The sequence below is a fragment of the Pseudomonas tensinigenes genome, assembly GCF_014268445.2.
Taxonomy (GTDB): domain Bacteria; phylum Pseudomonadota; class Gammaproteobacteria; order Pseudomonadales; family Pseudomonadaceae; genus Aquipseudomonas; species Aquipseudomonas tensinigenes.
On record NZ_CP077089.1, the window covers coordinates 2108460 to 2132581 of the forward strand.

The following is a 24122-nucleotide window of genomic DNA, read 5'->3' on the forward strand; positions in this document are numbered from 1 at the left end:
CGCAGTCTTGCGTAGCTCAGCTACGCAAGCAGCAGTCACAGGTGGCGCGGCACTCAAACGAGCGCAGCGCCGAATGCGCAGTACCTAACGAAGACGGTAAAAAGCATGAATCTTCACGAGTATCAGGGTAAGCAGCTGTTCGCTGAATACGGCCTGCCAGTTTCCACTGGTTACGCAGTAGACACCCCGGAAGCAGCAGCAGAAGCTTGCGACAAAATCGGCGGCAGCGAGTGGGTTGTCAAAGCCCAGGTCCACGCCGGTGGTCGCGGTAAAGCGGGCGGCGTCAAGCTGGTTCGCAGCAAAGAAGACGCCAAAGCCTTCGCACAGCAGTGGCTGGGCAAGCGTCTGGTGACTTACCAGACTGACGCCAATGGCCAGCCAGTCACCAAGATCCTGGTTGAATCGTGCACTGATATCGCTAAAGAGCTGTACCTGGGCGCTGTCGTTGACCGTTCGAGCCGTCGCATCGTGTTCATGGCTTCCACCGAAGGTGGCGTGGACATCGAGAAAATCGCTCACGACACTCCAGAAAAAATTCTCAAGGCCACTATCGATCCACTGGTTGGCGCTCAGCCATTCCAGGGTCGCGAGCTGGCATTCCAGTTGGGTCTGGAAGGCAAGCAGGTTGCTCAGTTCGCCAAGATCTTCGTAGGTCTGGCCAAACTGTTCAAGGATCACGACCTGGCTCTGCTGGAAGTGAACCCGCTGGTGATCAAGGCTGACGGCGATCTGCACTGCCTGGACGCCAAGATCAACATCGACGCCAACGCAATGTACCGTCAGCCTAAGCTGAAGACTTTCCACGATCCGTCGCAAGACGATCCGCGCGAAGCGCACGCTGCCAAGTTCGAACTGAACTACGTAGCACTGGAAGGCAACATCGGCTGCATGGTCAACGGTGCTGGCCTGGCCATGGGTACCATGGACATCGTCAACCTGCATGGCGGCAAGCCAGCCAACTTCCTCGACGTAGGTGGTGGCGCTACCAAAGAACGCGTAACTGAAGCGTTCAAGATCATCCTGTCCGACACCAACGTCGCTGCAGTACTGGTCAACATCTTCGGCGGCATCGTTCGCTGCGACATGATTGCCGAAGGCATCATCGGCGCTGTGAAAGAAGTCGGCGTGAAAATCCCGGTTGTTGTTCGCCTTGAAGGCAACAACGCTGAGCTGGGCGCTAAAGTACTGGCAGAAAGCGGTTTGAACATCATCGCTGCTACCAGCCTGACCGACGCTGCTCAACAAGTTGTCAAAGCTGCGGAGGGCAAATAATGAGCGTCCTGATCAATAAAGACACCAAAGTTATCTGCCAGGGTATTACCGGTTCGCAAGGTAGTTTCCACACCCAGCAAGCCATCGAATACGGCACCAAGATGGTTGGCGGCGTAACTCCAGGCAAAGGCGGCACCGAGCACCTGGGTCTGCCAGTGTTCAACACCGTTAAAGACGCAGTAGAAGCCACTGGCGCTACCGCTTCCGTGATCTACGTTCCGGCTCCTTTCTGCAAAGATTCGATCCTGGAAGCGGCATTCGGCGGCATCAAGCTGATCGTCTGCATCACCGAAGGCATTCCTACCCTGGACATGCTGGACGCTAAAGTTAAGTGCGACGAGCTGGGCGTAGTCCTGATCGGCCCTAACTGCCCAGGCGTTATCACTCCGGGCGAGTGCAAGATCGGCATCATGCCAGGTCACATTCACTTGCCAGGCAAAGTCGGTATCGTTTCGCGTTCCGGCACCCTGACCTACGAAGCTGTTAAGCAGACTACTGACGCCGGTTTCGGTCAGTCGACTTGCGTCGGCATCGGTGGTGACCCGATCCCGGGTTCGAACTTCATCGACATCCTGAAGCTGTTCCAGGAAGACCCGAAGACCGAAGCGATCGTGATGATCGGTGAGATCGGCGGTTCGGCTGAAGAAGAAGCGGCTGCCTACATCAAGGCACACGTGACCAAGCCGGTTGTTTCCTACATTGCTGGTGTGACTGCTCCTCCGGGCAAGCGCATGGGCCATGCTGGCGCAATCATCTCTGGCGGCAAAGGCACTGCAGACGAGAAATTCGCTGCTCTGCAAGACGCAGGCGTGAAAACCGTGCGTTCGCTGGCAGACATCGGCAAGGCCCTGGCCGAGCTGACCGGTTGGGCTGTCAAGTAAGCCTCGCGCTTAGCTGACGCTTCACCAAACAAAGGCCACCTTCGGGTGGCCTTTGTCGTTTCTGACATCCGCTGATTTATAGGCTTTCGCCCAATTACATGCAAAAACGCGACACGGAAACGTCGCGTATCGGATAGTTCGCCCTCTAACAGTGCGTTTGCAGGCCAAATTCGTTAGGCTAGCAGCCATTTTTGCGTCTGCCGCCCACAAGGCATGCAACGCGCTTTAAGGGTCAGTCCCATACGGATCGACAGCATTTCCCTAATTACACAGGGCAATCCCCCTCTAAATTCCGATTCAGTAGTGTGGTATTACCTTAATGAAAGTTTTGAAAGGTCAGGACATCCTGGCACTTGGCTTTATGACATTTGCCCTGTTCGTTGGGGCTGGCAACATCATTTTCCCGCCGATCGTTGGCTTGCAGGCCGGACCTCACGTCTGGATGGCTGCACTGGGCTTCCTGATCACCGCGGTCGGTCTGCCGGTGATCACCGTCGTTGCACTGGCCAAGGTCGGTGGGGCGATGGACGCGTTGAGCAGCCCGATCGGCAAGATCGCTGGCGGCATTCTCGCGGCTGCGTGCTACCTGGCGGTCGGCCCGCTGTTCGCCACCCCGCGTACCGCGACCGTATCCTTCGAAGTGGGTCTGGCGCCGTTGACCGGCGAAAGCCCGCTGGCGCTGTTCCTCTACAGCTCGGTGTACTTCCTGCTGGTGTTCTTCATCTCGCTCTACCCTGGGCGTTTGCTGGATACCGTTGGCCGTTTCCTCGCGCCGTTGAAGATCATCGCGCTGGCGGTGCTCGGCATTGCTGCATTCGCCTTGCCGGCGGGTGACATCGGCCACGGCACGCCGGAATACGTGGCGGCACCGTTCTCCCAAGGGTTCATCAATGGTTACCTGACCATGGATACCCTGGGTGCACTGGTGTTCGGCATCGTCATCGTTAACGCGATCCGCTCCCGTGGCGTCGAGTCGCCGGCGCTGATCACCCGTTACGCGATCATCGCCGGGCTGATTGCCGGTGTCGGTCTGGCGCTGGTGTATGTCAGCCTGTTCCGCCTCGGTTCCGGCAGCCACGAAGTGGCAGCAGGCGCGACCAACGGCGCGGCGGTATTGCACGCCTACGTGCAACACACCTTCGGTTCGTTGGGCAGCGGTTTCCTCGCGGTGCTGATCTCGCTGGCGTGTCTGGTGACGGCGGTCGGTCTGACCTGTGCTTGCGCTGAATATTTCAGCCGTGTGCTGCCACTGTCCTATAAGACCCTGGTGATCATTCTGGCGGCATTCTCGCTGCTGGTCTCCAACCTGGGCCTGACCAAGCTGATTGCGTTCTCGATTCCTGTGCTGACCGCAATCTATCCGCCGTGCATCGTTTTGGTCGCGCTGAGCTTCTGCAAAGACTTCTGGCATGAACACGGCCGCATTCTTGGTCCGGTGATGCTGGTGTCGTTCATCTTCGGCACCATCGACGCGCTGAAAGGCGCCGGTCTGGCCGGCTGGATGCCATCGCAGTTGTCGCACCTGCCACTGAGCGAGCAGGGCCTGGCCTGGCTGGTGCCGTGCGTGATGACGCTGGTGGTTGCAGTGGTTTGCGATCGCATGCTCGGCAAGCGCAGCGAAGCGGTTGCCTGACGTTGCCTGACCCGCCATAAGCGGGTCTTCAACGCTTAAACAGAAATGCCCCGTATCAATCGATACGGGGCATTTTTTATGCGCGTCAGGCAGTGTCTTTTTCCCTAGGCTAACGTCGAAGGGTTGCCGAAATCTCAATGTGGGAGCGAGCCTGCTCGCGAAAGCGGCGTATCGCGCAACATTCATGGCGGCTGACACACCGCTTTCGCGAGCAGGCTCGCTCCCACAAGTAATCAGTGCGTGTACACACCTCACAAGGAATTGCATGTCGTTCATCCAAGCCAACCTGATCCACCTGCTCGCCGCCATCTGGTTTGTCATCTGCTGGGGCGGTTATACCCGTTATGCGTCCTGGAAGGGCCGCGACACAGCGTGTCTGGCCAGTGTCCTGCACCTGTACCGCGAAGACTGGATGCGCCGCATGCTCCTGCGTGACAACCGCATTGCCGACGCCAGCGTGATCGGCAACCTTGAGCGCAACGCTTCGTTCTTCGCCTCTAGCACGCTGATCATCCTCGCCGGTATTCTCACTGTGCTTGGCGCATCTGAGCGGGCAGTGTCATTACTGGCAGATATTCCGATGGTGCAACAGGCGTCGCAGGGCATGTCGGAAATCAAGTTGCTGTGTCTGGCGATGGTGTTCGTCTATGCCTTCTTCACTTTCAGCTGGTGCATGCGTCAGTACAACTTTGCGGCCGTGCTGGTCGGCTCGGCGCCAATGATCGGTGAACGACATGTTTCCGAACAGGAGCGCAAGGCCTTCGCTGCGCGGGCGGCGCGGGTGATTTCGATGGCGGCCAACCAGTTCAACTTCGGGCTGCGCTCTTACTACTTCGGCATGACCATGCTGGCGTGGTTCGTCAGCCCGTGGTTGTTCATGCTGATGAGCGCCGGGGTGGTATTGGTCTTGTACCGCCGCGAGTTTCATTCCGACGTTCTCGATGTAATGGTCTATACCCCTACAGAGGCGCCCATCCCCGAGGCGAACAAAGAGGCTGCTTGATGAGTATTCCGTTCTGGTGTGTGTTTATCAGTGCACTGATGATCTATATCGCGCGTATGCCGGTGGGCAAAGCGATGAAAGAGCAGGGGGGGTACAACAATAACCTGCCGCGCCAGCAACAGGCGCAACTGACCGGTTACGGTGCGAGGGCGCTGGCGGCTCACCAGAACAGTATCGAAGCTTTCATCCTGTTCGCAGTCGGTGTGTTGATGGCGCACACCACGCAAACGGCAGGCTGGCTGATCGATACATTGGCGATCATCTTCGTGATCGCGCGGATCCTCTACTTGTGGTTCTATCTGGCCGATCTGCCCAAGCTGCGCAGTCTGGTATGGCTAGTTGGTTTAGTCTGTTCGCTGTTGCTGATGATTAGTCCGACTTTTAGAACTGTCTTGCTCTAAGTCGAGCGCGCCGCTAAATGGCAGGCAAAAGAAAACCCGCACTTGGCGGGTTTTCTTTTTCTGCAGCAAAAAGCAAATTATTGCTTCTTGGCAGCTTCTTCTTGTGCGGCCTGGTTCGATTCAGCCTGAGCTTTGGCAGCTTCGGCGTTTTCTTTCGCAGCGTCGTTCACTTTATCCTGCGCTTTGTTCATGTCCTGCTGAGCTTGTTCAGCATGTTGGTTGGCATCTTGAGCTTTGTCCTCGGATTTTTTATCGCAGGCAGCGAGACCGAGGGAAGCGGTCAACATCAAGGCAATAGCAAAAGTCTTACGCATGGGGTGTTTCTCCTTATGGAAAATAACTACTGGCCTTAAGAACTCGGCGCTACAGGTTAAGTTCCTCATTTCTTTCAGATATATAAGTTTGTTTTTACACGGAACTTTTGCTGTTTTGCTTACTACTGGCAAAAGGCTCTAACGAGAGTAATTATCATATGGCCGAAAACCCCGTTTTTGAGCGCGCGACGCGGTTTCTCTCCGCGCTGCGACACTGTCAGGTACTCGGATTGCGCGTGCACAGCGCGTCCAGCGAAGGGCTTACGGTGATCCTGCCGTACAGCGCGAAAATCGTAGGTAACCCACAGACCGGCGTGATCCACGGCGGCGCAATTACTTCGTTGATGGACACCGCCTGCGGAATGTCCACCCTTTGCGTTTTGCCGGAATTCGAGGTCTGCCCGACGCTCGACCTGCGCATCGACTACATGCATGCCGCCGAACCCGATAAAGATGTGTATGGCTTCGCTCAATGCTACCGGGTGACCACCGATGTGATCTTCGCCCGCGGTTTCGCTTATCAGGATGACCCTGAGCGGCCGATCGCCCATGTGGTCGGGACGTTCATGCGCATGGGCAAGGGCCTCAAAGGCACCAAAGGCTTTGGCGGCGTAATCAAAGGAGAAGGGCAATGAGTGACGACCTGAAGCAGCAGTTGCAGCAGGCTCACGCTCAGGGCGACTACGCGCCGCTCTTGCAGTTGATTCCCTACGCTGGGCTGATCGGCATCGAATGCTCACGTGTCGGCGATGAATTGTTGTTCAAGCTGCCGTCGAACAAGGACAACATTGGTAACCCTTTATTGCCGGCGATTCACGGCGGGGTGATTGCCGGATTCATGGAGCTGGCCGCCGCCCTGCATCTGTTGATCTTCACCGGTGCGCCTGGCGTGCCGAAGATCATCGACTTCTCCCTCGATTACCTGCGCGCCGGGCAGTTTCGCGATACTTGGGCCAAGTGTCAGGTCTGTCGCCAGGGCCGGCGCGTCGCCAACGTCGCGATCACCGCCTGGCAAAGTACCGAAAGCGAACCGATTGCCACCGCTCGTGCGCACTTCAAAATCGATGAGCCCTTGAAATCCTGAACAGCGCCCCAAACTCACAAGACAACCCGCCGCCGACCATTTCGGGTCGCGGCCACTGCCATCTGATTGGAGTTTGATGACCATGAGTGTGGAAACTCAAAAGGAAACCCTGGGCTTCCAGACCGAGGTAAAGCAGCTGCTGCACCTCATGATCCATTCGCTGTATTCCAACAAGGAAATTTTCCTTCGCGAATTGATCTCGAACGCCTCTGACGCTGTCGACAAGCTGCGCTTCGAAGCCCTGGCCAAGCCAGAGTTGCTCGAAGGTGGCGCTGATCTGAAAATCCGTGTGAGCTTCGACAAGGACGCCAAGACCGTCACCCTCGAAGACAACGGTATCGGCATGAACCGTGACGATGTGATCACCCACCTGGGGACCATCGCCAAATCCGGCACCGCCGATTTCATGAAGAACCTCTCGGGCGATCAGAAGAAAGATTCGCACCTGATCGGCCAATTCGGTGTGGGCTTCTACTCTGCGTTCATCGTTGCCGACCAGGTTGACGTATACAGCCGTCGCGCCGGTACCCCGGCCAGCGAAGGCGTGCACTGGTCGTCGAAAGGCGAGGGCGAGTTCGAAGTCGCCACCATCGACAAACCAGAGCGCGGCACCCGTATCGTTCTGCACCTGAAAGCGGCAGAAGACGAATTCGCCGATGGCTGGCGTCTGCGCAACATCATCAAGAAGTATTCCGACCACATTGCTTTGCCGATCGAGCTGCCGAAAGAAGCAACCGCAGTCGAAGGCGAAGAGGCTCCGGCCGTTGAGTGGGAAACCGTCAACCGCGCCAGCGCTCTGTGGACCCGTCCGCGCACTGAAGTGAAGGACGAGGAATACCAGGAGTTCTACAAGCACATCGCTCACGACTTTGAAAACCCGCTGGCCTGGAGCCACAACAAAGTCGAAGGCAAGCTCGAATACAGCTCGCTGCTGTACGTGCCGGCCCGCGCCCCGTTTGACCTGTACCAGCGTGAAGCGCCGAAAGGCCTGAAGCTGTACGTGCAACGCGTGTTCGTCATGGATCAGGCCGAGTCGTTCCTGCCGCTGTACCTGCGCTTCATCAAAGGCGTGGTCGATTCCAACGACCTGTCGCTGAACGTGTCGCGTGAAATCCTGCAGAAAGACCCGATCATCGATTCGATGAAGACCGCGCTGACCAAGCGCGTGCTCGACATGCTGGAAAAACTGGCGAAAAACGAGCCTGAGCAATACAAAGGCTTCTGGAAGAACTTCGGTCAGGTCATGAAAGAAGGCCCGGCAGAAGACTTCGCCAACAAGGAAAAAATTGCCGGTCTGTTGCGTTTCGCATCGACCCAAGGCGACGACGGCGAGCAGATCGTCGGTCTGGCCGACTACCTGGCCCGCGCCAAGGAAGGTCAGGACAAGATCTACTACCTCACCGGCGAAACCTACGCGCAGGTCAAGAACAGCCCGCACCTGGAAGTCTTCCGCAAGAAAGGCATCGAAGTGCTGCTGCTGACCGACCGTATCGACGAGTGGCTGATGAGCTACCTCAGCGAGTTCGACGGCAAGACTTTCGTCGACGTGGCACGTGGTGATCTTGATCTGGGCAACCTGGACTCGGAAGAGGACAAGAAAGCCGCAGAAGAAGTCGCCAAGTCGAAAGAAGGTCTGGTTGAGCGTCTGAAAACAGCGCTGGGCGATTCCGTGGCGGAAGTCCGGGTTTCCCATCGTCTGACCGATTCGCCGGCCATTCTGGCCATCGGCGAACAGGATCTGGGTCTGCAAATGCGTCAGATCCTCGAAGCCAGCGGTCAGAAGGTGCCGGATTCGAAGCCGATCTTCGAATTCAACCCAAGCCACCCGCTGATCGAGAAACTCGATGGCGAGCAGAGCGAAGAGCGTTTTGGCGACCTGTCGCACATCCTCTTTGACCAGGCTGCGCTGGCGGCGGGTGACAGCTTGAAAGATCCGGCCGCGTATGTGCGCCGTCTGAACAAGCTGCTGGTTGAACTGTCGGTTTAACCAAGTCGTAGAAAAACCCGCTTCGGCGGGTTTTTTCATTCTGGTGTTTAACCAATCAGGAGTCAGAAATGAGCCAAGTCACTGTACGTTCCGTGGTCTATCAGATTGACGGCCAGCCTTATGAAGGTCGTCTAGCGTTCGATGCCGAGCATAAGGGCGCGCGTCCGGGATTGTTGATGGCGCCGAACTGGATGGGCGTCAGCGCCGGTGCAGAAGAGATCGCCAAGTCGGTGGCGGCCAAGGGCTACGTGGTGTTGATTGCTGACGTCTACGGTCAGGCTGTGCGTCCGCAGAATGCTGATCAGGCCGGCGCGGCGATGATGCCATTGAAGGATGATCGCGCGCTGCTGCGCACGCGTATGCAGGCGGCGTTCGAGCAGTTGCAGAAGCAGGGCGAAGCGGCGGTGGATACTTCGAAGCTGGCGGTGTTTGGGTTCTGCTTTGGCGGTTGCTGTGCACTGGATCTGGCGCGCACCGGTGCGCCGGTGAAGGCCGCGGTGTCGTTCCACGGTACGCTGGATTCGCCGAACCCGGCGGATGCGCAGAACATCAAGGGCTCGGTGCTGGTGCTGCACGGTGCTGCCGACCCGTTGGTGCCGAAAGAGCAGTTGCCTGCGTTTGAAGACGAGATGAATGCGGCGAATGTCGATTGGCAGTTGCTGAGCTATGGCGGTGCGGTGCACTCGTTTTCTGACCCGCATGCGAATGTGCCGGGCAAGATGATGTACGACGCGAAAACCGCTAAGCGCGCGTTCAAGTCGATGCATGATTTGCTGGATGAAGTGTTCAAGGGCTAAAAGCCTGGAAAGCAAAAGCCCCTCACCCTAACCCTCTCCCGGAGGGAGAGGGGACTGAATGGGGGATGCTTGGGAGTGACGCCGACCTGAAAATGCTTATGTGAATCCGAAATCGTCTGCTGTGTTTAGCTGAACCCATAATCGACGCTATATTTCAGGTCGATGGATGACTGAAGACACCTCGGTCGGCTCCCTCTCCCTCCGGGAGAGGGCTGGGGTGAGGGTAAAGGCTTAACGCGGCAATTCAATCCGCTCAACTTCCCCCGGCACCGTCGGCCAGTCCCCGGCCGCCCATTTACGCCGTGCCTCATCAATCGCCGCCGGCTCGCTCGCAACAAAATTCCAGTTGATCCGCCGTGGCCCGTCCAATGGCGCGCCACCAAACACCACGGCGTGCACATCACTATCGGCGAACAAACTCATCTCCTCACCCGCCGGCAACACCACCAACGCATGCGGCTCAATCGCCTCGCCATTCAACTGCGCATCCCCACTCAGCACATAAACCGCCCGCTCTTCATGCTCGGTCGGAATCAGCAAAGTGGTCGCGGTCTGCATCTTCACTTCCGCATATAACGTAGGAGAAAGCACCGGCACCGGCGATTCCAGGCAAAAGCCTGACCCGGCAATCATGCGGATCTGTACGCCAAGGTTATCGCTGACCGGCAAGGTCGCCGCCGGGTGGTGACTGTAATGTCCCGGACCCTGCTCGTGATCCTTGGGCGACGCCAGCCAGATCTGTAAGCCATGCATAGTGAAACTCTGATCCCACAGCGGTTCCGGCGTGCGTTCAACATGCGCAATCGCGCTGCCAGCGGTCATCCAGCTGACATCACCGGCGCCGACCACCTGATCGGAGCCCAGGCTGTCCTTGTGCTGGATTTGTCCTTGGAACAGATATGTCAGCGTCGACAGACCGATGTGTGGATGCTGTCGGATGTTCATGCCTTTGCCCGTCGGATAAACCGTCTCGAGCATGTGATCAAAAAACACGAACGGCCCAACGCTGCGGCATTTGGCTGACGGCAAGGGGCGCAGAATCGGCTGGCCTTCAACGTCTTCGGCGCGCGGGCGGATGATCAGAGGTTGCGTGTCCATGGTGCATTCCAGGCTGAGCGGGTGATGCCAGAAGCATAACCCGCCGCTGGCATGAGGAGGATTACTGGCTGTCGAAGCCCTGCGGTGCATGGGTTTCGATGGTCACGTCAGTGGTGGTCATCAGCTTGTGAATCGGGCAACGGTCAGCGACTCGCAGCAATTCCTCGCGCTGGGCGTCGGTGAGTACGCCTTTGAGGGTGAGGGTGACGTGCAGGACGTATTTGCCTTTCTGCTCTTCACTGTTGTCGCGTTTGACGTCGACACCGACGCCGGTCAGCGGGATGTCTTTCTTCTTTGCGTACATCTTCAGGGTCAGCGCTTTACAGGCGCCGAGGGCCGCATCGAAGTAGTCGTGCGGCTCAGGTGCCGTGCCTTCGCCGCCGGCGGATTTCGGTACGTCGGCAAACAGTTCGTGGTCATCGATCTGTACGGTGTGACGAAAACCTTCAGCGGAGACGGTATTGACGGTAACGGTCATGGGAACCTCACTGGCAGTAGGAAAAGTCGCTTCGATCAAAAAAGACCTTGCAGTTATAGAGCATTCCCACCGGTACGCGTTCCACTTTCCTGCGGGGATGAACCCTTGTTGTCAGGGCGCGGTCTAGGCTATGCCTACTTCCTGGAGATTACTTGTGTCCCTGTATCGTTTGAGTCTTGCTTGTTTGTTGGTATTTGCCGGCAACGTCAGCGCCCGCGAATACACCTACAGCGATGCACACCTGCATTACGTGGATTTTTTCCAGGAAAGCGCGGGCATGGCGAAATTGCTGACGGCCATGCAGGACAATTCCATCGAGCATGTGATGATTTCCGGCATTCCGGTCGCGAAGAAGTGGCATGAGGACGAACCTAAGCGCCCGCGCTATTACGCCGGTGATGACGCTGATGCCTATTGGTACAGCGCGACTGACGTGATCGTTGCCGATGCGGTGCAGAAGCTGCCAGCCGAGAAGCGTCCCTACTTTCATCCGTTCCTCTCGGGCTTCAACCCCAACGACAAGAACTCCGCCGCGCACATCCAGCGCATGCTCGATCTGTACCCAGGGCTGTGGCAGGGCATCGGCGAGGTGTTCACCCGCCATGACGACCTAACAGCGCTGACGTCCGGCGATACGCCGCGTGCCAACAACGAAGCCATGACCAAGATCTATCACCTGGCCGCCGAGAACGATCTACCGGTGATGCTGCATTCCAACATCACTTCCAAGCGTGAGAAGAATCCGCTGTACCTGAAGGAAATCGAAGAGCCGCTGCGTAATCACCCACACACGCGATTCATTTGGGCTCACGCTGGCACCAGCGCTGAAATCCATCGGCATCAGACGCAACTGAGTTTCTTGCTGCCCACGCTGACGCGCATGCTTGAGGCGTATCCCAACCTGTTTATCGACTTGTCCTGGAGCATGCTCACGCCATACCTGCTAGACGAGCAGGGCACGCCGCGCGCGGAATGGCTAGCGCTGGTCGAGAAATACCCGGAGCGCTTCATGCTGGGTTCAGACGTAGTCGGGCGATTCAACAAACTCGGTGAGGAAATACACAGCTTCAAGCCATTCCTCGATGCATTGCCCGAGGACGTCGCGAAAAAAGTCGCTCGAGATAACTTCCTGGCGATCCTGCCGCGAACGGTGCTCAAGTCCGGCAAAACTGCGCTGAATCGTTAATGCCGACAGTTCGAAGGATCAAGGCCTTTTGATATCGCCTTTTCGTCTTACGCAATTTTTCGCCGGGCCGATACCTTCTAAAGCAACCAGCTGCAGGGTTGATGCAGCGCTTTTGGAAGGAACCAGAGCAATGAGTATCCGTAGTCTCAATATTGCCCCGCGCGCCGGCCTCGGTTTTGGCTTGTTGGCGCTGATGGTGTTTGCCTTGGGGGCGTTCGCTTTACTGCAAATGTCGAACATGCGCGCGCAGTCCGACGAGGTCGACAACAACTGGCTGCCGAGCGTGATGGCGGTCGGTGAGATGAGTCAGGACATGCTGCGCCTGCGGGCGCTGACCATGCGGCTGTTGCTCAATCGTGATCCGCAGGCGCTCGAGCAGAACGTTGCCAAACTCAATGAATTGCGCGGTGTGCTCAGTGAGGCCCAGCAGCGTTATGACGTGCTGATCGTACTGCCCGAGGAGCGCAAGCTGTTCGATCGCTTCAAGGTTGCCGAGCACCAGTACCTGGAGTTTCAGGCGCAGGTCATGCAGTTGTCGGCGCAGAATCGGGTCGAGGAGGCCGCGACCATTCTCAACGGTCAGATGAGTCCCTTGGCCGACGAAATCGCAGTGCTTTTGCGCGAACTGGTTGAGCTGAATAAACACAATGCCAATCTCGCCACCGAAGCAGCGCGGCTGGTGTTTACCAGTTCGCGGGTGTGGGTCGGGGTGATGATCGGCGTTACCGCGCTGATCACCATTGGCCTGGCCCTGCTGCTGACGCGCAGCATCGTGCTGCCGCTGGCGCAATCGCTGGGTGTCGCCGAGGTGGTGGCTGGTGGTGATCTGACTGGCGATATCAGCATCAGTGGCAAGGACGAGCCGGCGCGACTGCTGCACGCGCTCAAGAGCATGCAGCACAACCTGCGCGACACGATTCGGCAGATCTCCGAGTCCTCCAGTCAATTGGCCTCGGCCTCGGAAGAGCTGAGTTGCGTCACGGAAGACGCTACGCGCGGGTTGCATCAGCAGAGTCTGGAAATCGAGCAAGCGGCTACAGCGGTTAATCAGATGACGGCGGCGGTGGAGGAGGTGGCGAGCAATGCGGTGGCCACCTCCGAGGCTTCTCGTGAATCCGATCGCATTGCCCAGCATGGCCGCGAGCAGGTGCATCAAACGGTGCTGTCAATCGAGTCGCTGGCCGATGATGTGACCGCCAATGCGAGCCAGGTGGAAGATCTGGCGCAGAAGGTCTACGGCATCAGTAAAGTGCTGGACGTGATCCGTTCGATTGCCGAGCAGACCAATCTGCTCGCTTTGAATGCTGCGATCGAGGCGGCGCGGGCCGGTGATGCCGGGCGCGGGTTCGCGGTGGTAGCCGATGAGGTACGGGCCCTGGCGCATCGCACGCAGCAGTCGACGCAAGAGATCGAGCAGATGATTGGCGGGATTCAGCAGGGCACCGATTCGGCGGTGAGTTCGATGCAGCAAAGCAATGTGCGAGCGCGCTCGACGCTGGAGTTGGCCAAGGCTGCGGGGACTGCACTTGAAGAGATCGCCTCGGCGTTCACGCTGATCAACGAGCGTAATCTGGTGATCGCCAGTGCTTCGGAGGAGCAAGCGGCGGTGGCGCGGGAAGTGGATCGCAATTTGATGAACATCCGCGATCTGGCGATGCAGACGTCGGCGGGGGCGAATCAGACCAGTGCGGCGAGCCAGGAGCTGTCGCGGTTGGCGGTGGATTTGAACAGCATGGTGGCGAAGTTTTCGGTCTGAGTTTCGCCTTCAAAAGCCCCTCACCCTAGCCCTCTCCCAGAGGGAGAGGGGACTGACCGTGAGAGATTGGCGAGTTCCACCGACCCGATCTTGCGTTGGAGAATCCATAATCGACTCGATCTTTCAGGTCGATGCATAGCGCCAGACATCTCGGTCGGCTCCCTCTCCTTCGGGAGAGGGCTGGGGTGAGGGGCGAGCCAGGCACAAATCTCCAATCCAGCACGCAAAAAAAAGCCCCGCATTTCGCGGGGCTCTTTGTTCTTGCGGCGGATCAGCTGCCTTTAACGGTTTTACCGTTGACGGTGCCGTCCTGGAGCATGATGTTGTACTCCTTGCCGTCGGTTTCAACCTGTTGCAGGCGAACCAGCAGGTAATCCCAATCCTTGGCGAACCACAGGACGGTGATGCGCTTGCTTTGTGTCGGGTCGCGTACGCGCTCGACCTTGATCGCATCGATCTTGCCAGCCTTGGTTTCGACTTTTTCCGAACCCAGCACGCGGAAGTCATAGGTATCGACTTCGCCGTCATCGACCACTTGATAGCTCATGGTCTTCTTGCCGGCGGCGACGTCATGCTGCAGCGCCAGTTGATAGGTGGACTTGTCGACCATGCCGCGGTTCAGTGGGATTTTCACCGCGTCGCCACGGTCGGTGCCAGTGACCATTTTGCTGTTCCAGTCAAAATCCAGATCAGCCTTTTTCGCTTTGCCCAGGCCGCCACGTTCGAAGTGGTAGGACTGCGGCAGCAGGGTGTCCTTGTCCAGGGTCAGGGTGCTTTCTTCAGTCAGGCTGGCGATCATCATCGAGGCCTTGAAGCTGAGCTTCCAGACGCCGTTGGCTTCCTTGACCAGACTGCGCTCGGCGGTGCCGCTCATGGGCAGCTGCTTCCAGTCGGCGGTGTAGCTGGCGGAGAACGGTTGAAGTTCGGCTGCCTGCGCGAAGGGCAGGGCGAGCAGAGCGCAAGCGAAGAGCAGGGCGCGACGCATAATATCTCCTAGTTTCGAATCAAGTGGCCGCTGGCCGCGAGTAACTGGCCATCCAGTAATGCACCGTGTTCACCGAGTGCCAGCCTGCCTTCGGCAAACCAGCGTACTGCCATCGGGTAGATCAGGTGCTCCTGAACGTGGACTCGCTGCGCGAGACTCTGCGGCGTGTCGTGCAACTCTACCGGTAATACTGCCTGTACGACCAGTGGTCCGCCATCGAGTTCCTCGGTGACGAAGTGCACGGAGCAGCCGTGCTCAGTGTCGTCGGCCTCCAGCGCGCGCTGATGAGTGTGTAACCCTTTGTATTTGGGCAGCAGCGACGGGTGGATGTTGAGCAGGCGACCCTGGTAGTGGCGAACGAAATCAGCGCTGAGAATGCGCATGAAGCCGGCCAGCACCACGAGTTTCGGTTGGAATTCGTCGATCAGTTCGATCAGGGCAGCATCGAAGGCCTCGCGACCTTCGAATGCCTTGTGATCCAGTGAGCGGGTGGCGATACCCGCGTCACTGGCGCGTTGCAGGCCGTAGGCGTCGGCGCGATTGGAAATCACTGCAGCGATGCGGACCGGGCTGTCGCCGGTCCGCGTGCTGTCGATCAGAGCCTGCAAGTTACTGCCGGTGCCGGACAACAGCACCACGACATCACAGGTTGCGGACATTAATGAGCCTTAAGGTTCTGCAGATCAACCTGAGCAGCGCCTTCGGCAGCGGCAGCGATCTGACCAATGACCCAAGGCTGTTCGCCGGCGTCACGCAGGGTGTTCAGCGCAACTTCAACGTGTTCCTGAGCCACGCAGATAACCATGCCAACGCCGCAGTTCAGCACGCGGTGCATCTCGGTTTCGTCAACGTTGCCTTTTTCCTGCAGCCAGTCGAATACCGCAGGGCGAGTCCAGCTAGCCACGTCAACCACGGCCTGAGCGCCTTTTGGCAGAACGCGCGGGATGTTGTCGAGCAGGCCACCACCGGTGATGTGGGCCATGGCTTTGACGGCGCCGGTGTCTTTGATCAGCTTGAGCAGCGGCTTCACGTAGATGCGGGTCGGGGCCATCAGCAGGTCGGTCAGCGGTTTGCCGTCAAGCTGGGTGTTTTCGATGTCGGCGCCGGACACTTCGATGATCTTGCGGATCAGCGAGTAGCCGTTGGAGTGCGGGCCGGACGATGGCAGAGCGATCAGCGCGTCACCGGTGGCGACTTTCGAGCCGTCGATGATTTCCGATTTTTCCACGACGCCGACGCAGAAGCCGGCCAGGTCGTAGTCTTCGCCTTCGTACATGCCTGGCATTTCAGCGGTTTCGCCGCCAACCAGCGAGCAACCCGACAGTTCGCAGCCAGCGCCGATGCCGGTTACCACTTGGGCAGCGGTGTCGACATTGAGTTTGCCGGTGGCGTAGTAGTCGAGGAAGAACAGTGGCTCAGCGCCGCAAACGACGAGGTCGTTCACGCACATGGCAACCAGGTCGATACCGATGCTGTCGTGCTTGTTCAGGTTCAGCGCCAGACGCAACTTGGTGCCGACGCCGTCGGTGCCGGAAACCAGCACTGGCTGCTTGTAGCCGGCCGGGATTTCGCAGAGGGCGCCGAAACCGCCCAGGCCGCCCATGACTTCCGGGCGCGCAGTGCGCTTGGCGACGCTCTTGATGCGTTCGACCAATGCTTCACCGGCGTCGATGTCTACACCGGCGTCCTTGTAGCTCAGGGAGGGTTGCTTGCTCATGATCCAGGCCTTTAGGGGAGGGGATTCAGGGGTAACGACCGAGTTCAGCGGGAACTTCGAAATCGACGGGGCGATGGCCTCACGCGAGTTTCGAGGTGCCCGGCTGTTGCCGGTCTGCGAAGGCGCGCGATTTTATCAGGCTTGAGGGGCAGCGGCCATCCTCGCACCGACGGGCAGGGCCATATCTCGGGAAATTTTTTGCAATTGAGCCGTATGAACGCCTGTATAAGGTGGGGCAATTAACCGTCTATCGTTATCACTGTGCAAAAACTTACCGCTGTCGTGTGAATGTTTGGTGCTGGCAGATTGTCACAGCCTTGCTCAACCGATTCACGCGGCCTGTTCCAGCCGCTCCTGTCGACGGGAATTATCCATGCGTTTTTGTAAATTGTTGTTTGTGGGTTGTTTGTCTCTGATCAGCCTGGCGAGTCACGCCGAAAATCTCAAAGGCCTTTATCAAGTGCGTGAGCCGGTCAATGGCCAGGCGCCGCAAGAGCGTGATCGTGCCACGCAGGCGGCGCTGGATACGTTGGTGCTGCGTTTGACGGGCGATCCGAAAGCTGTGCAAAACCCGGGGCTGGCGGCGATTCGCAAGGATCCGCAGCAGATCATCAGTCAATTCGGTTTCGATGCCGGGCCGCCGGAGGTGCTGAAGGTCGATTTCGATCCGGCAACCACCGAGCAGGCGCTGCGTCGGGCCGGGTTGTCGTTGTGGGGCGCCAGTCGCCCGTCGATCCTGAGTTGGTGGCTGAACGATTCGGCCGAAGGTTCGAGTCTGGTCGGCGATGGTCAGGCCGCTGCTGCGCCGTTGCGTACGGCCGCGCAACATCGCGGATTGCCATTGCGTTTGCCGTTGGCAGACCTGAGCGAACAACTGGTTGCCACGGCGCCGGCGCTGGAAGGCACGGATCCGGCACCTTTGCGCGGCGCCTCCGAACGCTACAACGCTGACGCTTTGCTGGCAGTGCATGCCCGTGAAGAAGGCGGGCAGTGGCAGGCCAAGTGGCACCTGTGGCTGGGCGATCAGAAAGAGGCGGGCAGTGTGCAGGGCGCCGATCAGGCCGCTGTCGCTGACGCGGTGATGCTGGCGGTGGCTGAGCGACTGGCGCCACGTTTTGTTGCCAAACCCGGTGCTTCGGGGCAGCAGACCCTGGAAGTGCAAGGTATGAATCTGGAGCATTACGCGGCGCTGTTGCGGTTACTCGAACCGTTTGGCGTGCGTCTGCAAAGTGTTGATGGCGATCGCATCGTTTATCGGGTCAATGGCAGTGCCGACCAGATGCGTGCGCAGTTGTCGCTGGCGAAGTTGCAGGAGTTGCCGGCCGAGGCGCCGGCTCCGGTGGCAGTTCCACAGCCTGCAGTTGCAGGTGCAGCACCGGTCGCGGCTCCGGCCCCGACCCCGGCAGCACCGTCGTTACGGTTTCGCTGGTAAGTCTTTCCTTATATAGAAGCATCAGGAGTGGTAAATGGCCGATACGCGGCGTTGGTTCTGGCTCGGTGGGGTAGTCCTGCTTTGCGCGTTTGTATGGTTGCTGCACCCGATCCTCACGCCGTTTCTGGTGGCGCTGCTGCTGGCTTATCTGTTCGATCCTCTGGTGGATCGCCTGGAACGGCTCGGTTTGTCGCGTACCTGGGGCGTGATCGCGGTGTTTGCCCTGTTCACCTTGATCGTCACCGCGCTGTTGCTGGTGTTGGTGCCGATGCTCGCCAAGCAGTTGCTGCGTCTGTACGAACTGGCGCCGCAAATGCTCGACTGGTTGCAGCACACGGCGTTGCCGTGGGCGCAGGCGAAGCTGGGGCTGTCGGATGGTTTCTGGAAGTTCGACAAGGTCAAGGCAGCGATCAGCGAACACATGGGCCAGACCACCGATATCGTCAGCGTGGTACTGAGTCAGGCGACGGCGTCGAGCCTGGCGCTGATTGGCTGGCTGGCCAATCTGGTGCTGATCCCGGTAGTAAGTTTCTACCTGCTGCGCGACTGGGATGTGATGATGGCCAAGATCCGCAGCCTGCTGCCGCGTGATCGGGAAGAGACCATCGTATCGCTGGCCGGTGAGTGTCATGAGGTGCTGGGTGCGTTTGTTCGCGGTCAGTTGCTGGTGATGGTGGCGCTGGGCGTGATCTACGCAGCGGGCCTGATGATTGTCGGGCTGGAGTTGGGGCTGTTGATCGGTCTGATCGCGGGTCTGGCGGCGATCGTGCCGTACATGGGCTTCGTGATCGGTATTGGCGCTGCGCTGATTGCCGGGTTGTTCCAGTTCGGTGGCGATCTGTACCCGATGGTCGGGATCGTCGCGGTGTTCATGGTCGGTCAGGCGCTGGAAGGCATGGTGCTGACCCCGCTGCTGGTGGGCGATCGCATCGGTCTGCACCCGGTGGCGGTGATCTTCGCGATTCTGGCCGGCGGCGAGCTGTTCGGTTTCACTGGTGTGCTGTTGGCGTTGCCTGTGGCTGCGGTGATCATGGTGCTGGTGCGCCATGTGCACGATTTGTACAAGGACTCTGACATCTATAGTGGTATGGACGAGCCGGAGTTGTAATCGGGCAGGGCAGCCCGGCGAACAGCCGGGTTGGCCCGTGTCCTGCAGGCGCTGGCGCCAAAGAATCTGTCATAAAACCAGTGTGTTAACGCAAACCTTTGATTTTGCTTGGACTCTGTCGCATTGTGCGCTCAGCTTCACGGGTATAAACTTCGCAAACTTTACACAGAGGCCACTAACGGTTCCTTGAGAACTGTTCAGTCAGCATGAAACCGATTCAGCTGCCCCTAGGTGTGCGTCTGCGTGACGACGCCACCTTCATCAATTACTACCCAGGCGCCAATGCCGCTGCACTCGGCTATGTCGAGCGTCTATGCGAAGCCGACGCCGGCTGGACAGAAAGCCTGATCTACCTGTGGGGCAAACACGGCGTAGGGCGTACGCATCTGTTGCAGGCGGCATGTCTGCGTTTCGAGCAGATGGGTGAGCCGGCGGTGTACTTGCCGTTGGCCGAATTGATGGATCGCGGCGTCGAAATCCTCGATAACCTCGAACAGTACGAACTGGTTTGCCTGGATGACTTGCAGGTGATTGCCGGCAAGGCTGACTGGGAAGAGGCGATGTTTCACCTGTTCAACCGTCTGCGTGACAGCGGTCGGCGTCTGCTGATCGCCGCTTCTACCTCTCCGCGTGAACTGCCGGTCAAACTGGCTGACTTGAAATCGCGCCTGACCCTGGCGCTGATTTTCCAGATGCGTCCGCTCTCCGACGAAGACAAATTGCGCGCCCTGCAATTGCGCGCATCGCGTCGCGGTCTGCACCTGACCGATGAAGTCGGGCATTTTATTTTGACTCGCGGCACCCGCAGCATGAGTGCGCTATTCGACTTGCTTGAACAGCTCGATCAGGCCTCGTTGCAGGCTCAACGCAAGCTGACCATTCCCTTCCTGAAGGAAACGCTAGGCTGGTAACGGCGCGGCTTTCAGCGCGTTTCGGCATATTTAAGGCGCCAGAAAAATCCGCTTTCCTGCACGGTATGCAGGCCGCGTATCGGTTCAAATGGGCTTAAGCGCTTAGATGTAAACGAGAAACCGAGAAGTCACAAAAAGATCGATTGAATTTGCAAATGAGGCTGATAGCGGGCATAGTCTCGGCTTCTTTACAACTATCAGCCACGGTCGTGCCCATGCTAAAGCGCTTCGCACCCCTCGTGCCTCTCGCACTCGTCACCCTGTTGTACGGTTGTGCTGCTCATTCTCCAGTTCAAGAGCAGCCTCAACAGGTTAAAAATTCTGCCACGGCTCAGTCTTCCGTTATTTACCAGGAAGAGCTGGACACCGAAAAAGAACTCAACGAATTCAATGGCAAGAAGCCTTATCAGCTTCCTGTTCTGGCCGACAGCATCCTCGAACGCGGCATGTCCCTGATCGGTACCCGTTACCGTTTCGGCGGTACCTCTGAAGCCGGTTTTGATTGCAGCGGTTTCATCGGTTATCTGTTCCGCGAAGAAGCCGGCATGAACCTGCCACGCTCCACTCGCGAAATGATCAACGTGGATGCACCGCTGGTCTCGCGCAGCAACCTTGAGCCGGGCGATCTGCTGTTCTTCGCCACCAATGGTCGTCGCGGTCGTGTCAGTCACGCCGGGATCTACCTCGGTGACAACCAGTTCATCCACTCCAGCAGTCGTCGCAGCGGCGGTGTTCGCATCGACAGCCTGGGTGACAGCTACTGGAGCAAGACCTTCATCGAAGCGAAACGCGCTCTGGCCAACGCTCCGACTGTAGTCACTGCTCGCAAGTAATCCCCCGTTGTCGCTGCGTTCGCGGCGACAATCAGGCTTCCGGTAACGGAGTAGACCTAGACTTTACAAGGTGAAGTTAAAGTCTTACTTGAAGTTTGCCGCGTAGCCGCTAGAATCCTGTATCTATATTGATGGCAAACCGCCTGCGTGCTCACGCAGGCGGTTTTGTTTTCTGTCCTCCGGCAGAAAAAGCCGCAGCCAGATCAGGATGTTCTGCTTATGACGATGTCGGCCCGCCTCACCTTGATCTTCTTCGCAGCGCTGCTCAGCGCCTGCGCCAGTCGCACACCGCCTCCTGCGCCGGTGGTTCGCGCGCCGGTCGTGTTCGGCCCCTCCCAAGCTTTTTCACCGGCTGCTGAAGACGTGCTGTTTCGCGCGCTCGGTCTGGTCGGCACGCCTTATCGCTGGGGCGGCAACACGCCGGATTCGGGGTTTGATTGCAGCGGGCTGATCGGTTTTGTCTACCGTGATGCGGCGGGCATCTCTTTGCCGCGTTCGACGCGTGAGCTGATCGTTATGCAGGCGCCGAATGTCGGCAAGGAAGGCTTGCAGACCGGCGACCTGATCTTCTTCGCCACCAATGGCGGTTCGCAGGTCAGTCATGCGGGAATTTACGTCGGCGAAGGGCGCTTTGTGCATGCGCCGGCCACGGGCGGCACGGTCAAGCTCGACAGCCTGTCGAAGGCGTATTGGCAAAAGGCTTATCTGAGTGCCAAGCGGGTGTTGCAGCCGGAGCATCTGGCGCATAACCCGTAGTAAAAATCGCAGCAATCCTAATGTGGGAGCGAGCAGGCTCGCTCCCACAGTTGTTTCAGGTCACATTCAGCATCACTTCGTGGCCGACACTCGCCACACCTTGTTACCAACATCATCCGCCACCAGCAAGCCACCTTGCTGATCGATCACCACGCCCACCGGCCGACCCAAAGCATTCTCGTCCTTGTCGAGGAACCCGGTCAGCACATCCACCGGTGTGCCGCTCGGCTTGCCACCGGTAAACGGCACGAAAATCACTTTGTAGCCACTGTGCGGTTTGCGATTCCACGAGCCGTGCTGGCCGATAAACGCGCCTTCCTTGAACTGCGCCGGCAGGTTGTTGCCCTCGGCGAAGCTCAGGCCCAGCGAGGCGGTGTGTGGCCCGACCGCGTAATCCGGGGCGATGGCCTTGGCCACCAGGTCGGGGTTTTGCGGCGAAACGCGCACATCGACATGCTGACCGTAGTAACTGAACGGCCAGCCATAGAAACCACCGTCCTTCACGGAAGTGATGTAGTCCGGCACCAGATCACTGCCGATCTCGTCGCGCTCGTTGACCGCCGTCCACAGCGCGCCACTTTTCGGTTCCCAGGCCAGGCCATTGGGGTTGCGGATGCCCGAAGCGAAGATCCGGTGATTACCGGTCGCCCGATCGACTTCCCAGATCGCCGCGCGACCTTCTTCTTTATCCAGGCCATTTTCGCCGACGTTGCTGTTCGAGCCGACCGTGACGTACAGCTTGCTGCCGTCTTTGCTGGCGATGACGTTTTTCGTCCAGTGGTGATTCAGTGTGCCGCCGGGCAAATCGACCACCTTGATCGGCTGCGACTTGATCTCGGTCGCGCCGGGTTCGTAGTTGAAGCGCAGCAGGCGATCAGTGTCAGCGACGTAAAGATCATTGCCGACCAAAGTCATGCCGAACGGCGAGTTGAGGTTCTGCAGGAACACCGTCCGCGTTTCGGCAACGCCATCATGATCGGCGTCACGCAGCAAGGTGATGCGGTTCGGGCTCGGCACGCCAGCGCCGGCCTTGCCCATGACTTTCTTCATCACCCAGCCACGAATTCCACTGCTGTCATCAGGCTTGGGTGGGGCATTGGTTTCTGCCACCAGCACGTCGCCGTTGGGCAACACATAGAGCCAGCGCGGATGGTCGAGGCCTTCGGCGAATGCCGCCACCTGGGTACCGGCGGCCGCTGTCGGTTTGCCACCCTCGGGCCAGCCGATCGCCGGGGCGATGTTCACCGTCGGAATCAGGGTCTTGTTCGGTTCGGGCAGTTTTGGTGACGGGCCGGTGCCGTCGGAGACTTGCAGGCTGGAGGTTTCACCGCAGGCGGCGAGTCCTCCGGCGAAGGCGATGACAAAAACGAGCTGGGGCTTGCGCATTGCTGATCTTCCCTATGAATGCATTCCTAATCATAGAGGAGGGCGCAAGCCCGATGGTTCAACTGCTCAGCCGCGGGCTTCCTTGAACAGTACGGCGATGCCCGGGTGATAGTTGCCCGCTTCGCTGCGTAACTTGCGGTAGGCGTAGGGGAAATACCAGGCGACGGCGCAGGTGTGTTCCTTTTGCAGGTCGTCGACCATGTCCTGCAGCTCTTCGGGGCTGGCGCTGTGCTGAGCTTTTTGCGGGGCGACAAACAGGCAGCCAAGCTTGAGATCGCTGGCGTAGCTGATGCGCTTGGCGTCGTTAGTGATATCCAGCAGGGCTTGAGTCAGATTCAGGTTGGTAACCTTTGGCCAGCGCTGGGTGGCCTGGATAAAGGCGCGGTCTTCGGCACCGGCGAGAAACAGATCGGCGCGGGCATTGCGCTCGCCTTCTTCATTCTGTTTGCGCGTGGCAGTGTCGTTCAAAGTGACCAGTTCGGCCATCCAGGCCGCCGCCGAGAGCAATCCGAGATTGGCTTTCTCGTCATGCCAGTAAGGGGTGTCGCTGTCGCCGCGCACGGCGTTGTAGCGGTCGATACAGTCAAACCAGCGTTCAAGCACCGGGCGCAGAAATTCCAGGCGCGGGTTGCTGATGATCATGCCTTGCATCGTCATCATCCTTATTGTTGTAGTGGGCTTTTCGGGAAAAGCATGGCTCTTTGATATCATTTGTATCAGTGTGGCACAAGATTGGCGGCGGATAATTGATCAGCGGCACTTATTCGCCCGATGGCCGCCTCTTTAATTGACGCTCCACCCCCAACCCTCTAACCTTCGCGGCTTGTTTCAGGTGCTCTGTGACCGCTGTCGACAGAGTGAAACAGGGAAGCCGGTGAGGGTTGTCTTCAAGCGAAGAACCACCACGATCCCGGCGCTGCCCCCGCAACGGTAAATGAGTAAAAACTGCGCCTTGAGCCACTGCCTCGAAAGAAGCGGGAAGGCGCGCAGTCAGGCCAACGCCGCTCATGAGCCCGGAGACCGGCCTGATCCATCCAGCGGCATCACGGTGGGCGATGCCAGGCTTTTTGCCGTCTATTCTTGTGCCTGCCCGCCGTTATCCAG

At 58.5% G+C, this 24122-nt stretch carries 24 protein-coding genes and 1 riboswitch; of the genes, 16 read left to right on the forward strand and 8 right to left on the reverse strand.

The window, feature by feature from the left end:
- The first annotated feature begins 105 nt into the window (after nt 1–105).
- From sucC to HU718_RS09335, 5 genes are all read left to right on the forward strand, one after another.
- Nucleotides 106–1272 carry an ADP-forming succinate--CoA ligase subunit beta gene (sucC, locus tag HU718_RS09315; RefSeq protein ID WP_007919879.1) on the forward strand — a complete coding sequence of 389 codons (1167 nt, stop codon included), beginning with the start codon at nt 106–108 and terminating at the stop codon, nt 1270–1272.
- Entirely contained in the window at nt 1272–2153 is an 882-nt protein-coding gene (gene sucD, locus HU718_RS09320) for a succinate--CoA ligase subunit alpha (protein WP_008082972.1), read from the forward strand. Before sucC ends, sucD begins: the two co-directional genes overlap by 1 nt.
- A 319-nt stretch (nt 2154–2472) precedes the next feature.
- The gene (brnQ, locus tag HU718_RS09325) at nt 2473–3786 is read left to right on the forward strand and encodes a branched-chain amino acid transport system II carrier protein (RefSeq protein WP_007919876.1); all 1314 of its coding nucleotides are present in this window, start codon (nt 2473–2475) and stop codon (nt 3784–3786) included.
- Between the two features lie 265 nt (nt 3787–4051).
- On the forward strand, nt 4052–4789 hold the full coding sequence (locus tag HU718_RS09330) for a DUF599 domain-containing protein (RefSeq protein WP_064117359.1): 738 nt from the start codon (nt 4052–4054) through the stop codon (nt 4787–4789).
- The gene (locus HU718_RS09335) at nt 4789–5190 is read left to right on the forward strand and encodes an MAPEG family protein (RefSeq protein ID WP_186616478.1); all 402 of its coding nucleotides are present in this window, start codon (nt 4789–4791) and stop codon (nt 5188–5190) included. The genes HU718_RS09330 and HU718_RS09335 overlap by 1 nt, the downstream gene beginning before the upstream one ends.
- Nucleotides 5191–5267: 77 nt before the next feature.
- Here HU718_RS09335 and HU718_RS09340 read toward each other — a convergent pair whose 3' ends face one another.
- On the reverse strand, nt 5268–5504 hold the full coding sequence (locus HU718_RS09340) for a hypothetical protein (protein WP_102900808.1): 237 nt from the start codon (nt 5502–5504) through the stop codon (nt 5268–5270).
- A gap of 158 nt (nt 5505–5662) precedes the next feature.
- Here HU718_RS09340 and HU718_RS09345 point away from each other — a divergent pair, with 158 nt between their 5' ends.
- The 4 genes from HU718_RS09345 to HU718_RS09360 all read left to right on the forward strand — a co-directional run bounded on the left by HU718_RS09345 (nt 5663) and on the right by HU718_RS09360 (nt 9372).
- Complete coding sequence (locus tag HU718_RS09345; protein ID WP_186616479.1) at nt 5663–6139, forward strand: PaaI family thioesterase; 477 nt, start codon at nt 5663–5665, stop codon at nt 6137–6139.
- A complete protein-coding gene (locus tag HU718_RS09350) occupies nt 6136–6588 on the forward strand; it encodes a PaaI family thioesterase (protein WP_134175169.1) in 453 nt (150 codons plus the stop codon). Before HU718_RS09345 ends, HU718_RS09350 begins: the two co-directional genes overlap by 4 nt.
- Before the next feature lie 82 nt (nt 6589–6670).
- Nucleotides 6671–8575, forward strand: a complete 1905-nt coding sequence (gene htpG, locus HU718_RS09355) for a molecular chaperone HtpG (RefSeq protein ID WP_186616480.1) — start codon at nt 6671–6673, stop codon at nt 8573–8575.
- A gap of 68 nt (nt 8576–8643) precedes the next feature.
- Entirely contained in the window at nt 8644–9372 is a 729-nt protein-coding gene (locus tag HU718_RS09360) for a dienelactone hydrolase family protein (protein WP_150729798.1), read from the forward strand.
- Nucleotides 9373–9603: 231 nt separating this feature from the next.
- On the opposite strand, the gene HU718_RS09365 is transcribed toward HU718_RS09360, so the two are convergent.
- Both HU718_RS09365 and HU718_RS09370 read right to left on the reverse strand, forming a co-directional pair.
- Nucleotides 9604–10470, reverse strand: a complete 867-nt coding sequence (locus tag HU718_RS09365) for a pirin family protein (RefSeq protein WP_150729799.1) — start codon at nt 10468–10470, stop codon at nt 9604–9606.
- A 61-nt stretch (nt 10471–10531) separates the two neighbouring features.
- Complete coding sequence (locus tag HU718_RS09370) at nt 10532–10948, reverse strand: OsmC family protein (RefSeq protein WP_150707804.1); 417 nt, start codon at nt 10946–10948, stop codon at nt 10532–10534.
- A 130-nt stretch (nt 10949–11078) separates the two neighbouring features.
- Here HU718_RS09370 and HU718_RS09375 point away from each other — a divergent pair, with 130 nt between their 5' ends.
- Both HU718_RS09375 and HU718_RS09380 read left to right on the forward strand, forming a co-directional pair.
- Complete coding sequence (locus HU718_RS09375) at nt 11079–12134, forward strand: amidohydrolase family protein (RefSeq protein ID WP_189684098.1); 1056 nt, start codon at nt 11079–11081, stop codon at nt 12132–12134.
- Between the two features lie 130 nt (nt 12135–12264).
- A complete protein-coding gene (locus HU718_RS09380; protein ID WP_150729801.1) occupies nt 12265–13890 on the forward strand; it encodes a methyl-accepting chemotaxis protein in 1626 nt (541 codons plus the stop codon).
- Nucleotides 13891–14161: 271 nt separating this feature from the next.
- Here HU718_RS09380 and HU718_RS09385 read toward each other — a convergent pair whose 3' ends face one another.
- From HU718_RS09385 to purM, 3 genes are read right to left on the reverse strand one after another with little or no spacing between them, the layout of a single operon-like run.
- Nucleotides 14162–14875: a DUF3108 domain-containing protein gene (locus HU718_RS09385; RefSeq protein WP_102900814.1), complete on the reverse strand. Its 714-nt coding sequence runs from the start codon at nt 14873–14875 to the stop codon at nt 14162–14164.
- An 8-nt stretch (nt 14876–14883) separates the two neighbouring features.
- Nucleotides 14884–15534 (reverse strand): phosphoribosylglycinamide formyltransferase, encoded by a 651-nt coding sequence (gene purN / locus HU718_RS09390; protein WP_186616482.1) that lies wholly within the window; start codon nt 15532–15534, stop codon nt 14884–14886.
- On the reverse strand, nt 15534–16592 hold the full coding sequence (gene purM / locus HU718_RS09395) for a phosphoribosylformylglycinamidine cyclo-ligase (protein ID WP_034156237.1): 1059 nt from the start codon (nt 16590–16592) through the stop codon (nt 15534–15536). The genes purN and purM overlap by 1 nt, the downstream gene beginning before the upstream one ends.
- 373 nt (nt 16593–16965) lie before the next feature.
- Here purM and HU718_RS09400 point away from each other — a divergent pair, with 373 nt between their 5' ends.
- The 5 genes from HU718_RS09400 (at nt 16966) to HU718_RS09420 (ending at nt 21632) form a co-directional block, all read left to right on the forward strand.
- Nucleotides 16966–18024: a DUF2066 domain-containing protein gene (locus HU718_RS09400; RefSeq protein WP_186616483.1), complete on the forward strand. Its 1059-nt coding sequence runs from the start codon at nt 16966–16968 to the stop codon at nt 18022–18024.
- A 34-nt stretch (nt 18025–18058) separates the two neighbouring features.
- Nucleotides 18059–19132, forward strand: a complete 1074-nt coding sequence (locus HU718_RS09405) for an AI-2E family transporter (protein WP_034156235.1) — start codon at nt 18059–18061, stop codon at nt 19130–19132.
- 206 nt (nt 19133–19338) lie between these two features.
- The gene (hda, locus tag HU718_RS09410) at nt 19339–20043 is read left to right on the forward strand and encodes a DnaA regulatory inactivator Hda (RefSeq protein WP_007919828.1); all 705 of its coding nucleotides are present in this window, start codon (nt 19339–19341) and stop codon (nt 20041–20043) included.
- A gap of 215 nt (nt 20044–20258) precedes the next feature.
- Nucleotides 20259–20876: a C40 family peptidase gene (locus tag HU718_RS09415; protein ID WP_007919826.1), complete on the forward strand. Its 618-nt coding sequence runs from the start codon at nt 20259–20261 to the stop codon at nt 20874–20876.
- Between the two features lie 219 nt (nt 20877–21095).
- Nucleotides 21096–21632, forward strand: a complete 537-nt coding sequence (locus HU718_RS09420) for a C40 family peptidase (protein WP_007919825.1) — start codon at nt 21096–21098, stop codon at nt 21630–21632.
- A 72-nt stretch (nt 21633–21704) separates the two neighbouring features.
- On the opposite strand, the gene HU718_RS09425 is transcribed toward HU718_RS09420, so the two are convergent.
- Together HU718_RS09425 and HU718_RS09430 are read right to left on the reverse strand one after the other, a co-directional pair.
- Nucleotides 21705–23018 (reverse strand): PQQ-dependent sugar dehydrogenase, encoded by a 1314-nt coding sequence (locus HU718_RS09425; RefSeq protein ID WP_186616484.1) that lies wholly within the window; start codon nt 23016–23018, stop codon nt 21705–21707.
- 66 nt (nt 23019–23084) lie between these two features.
- Nucleotides 23085–23669, reverse strand: coding sequence for a hypothetical protein (locus HU718_RS09430; protein WP_077571724.1), 585 nt, complete (start codon nt 23667–23669; stop codon nt 23085–23087).
- A gap of 162 nt (nt 23670–23831) precedes the next feature.
- Nucleotides 23832–24061, forward strand: a riboswitch (cobalamin riboswitch).
- Nucleotides 24062–24122: the final 61 nt, after the last annotated feature.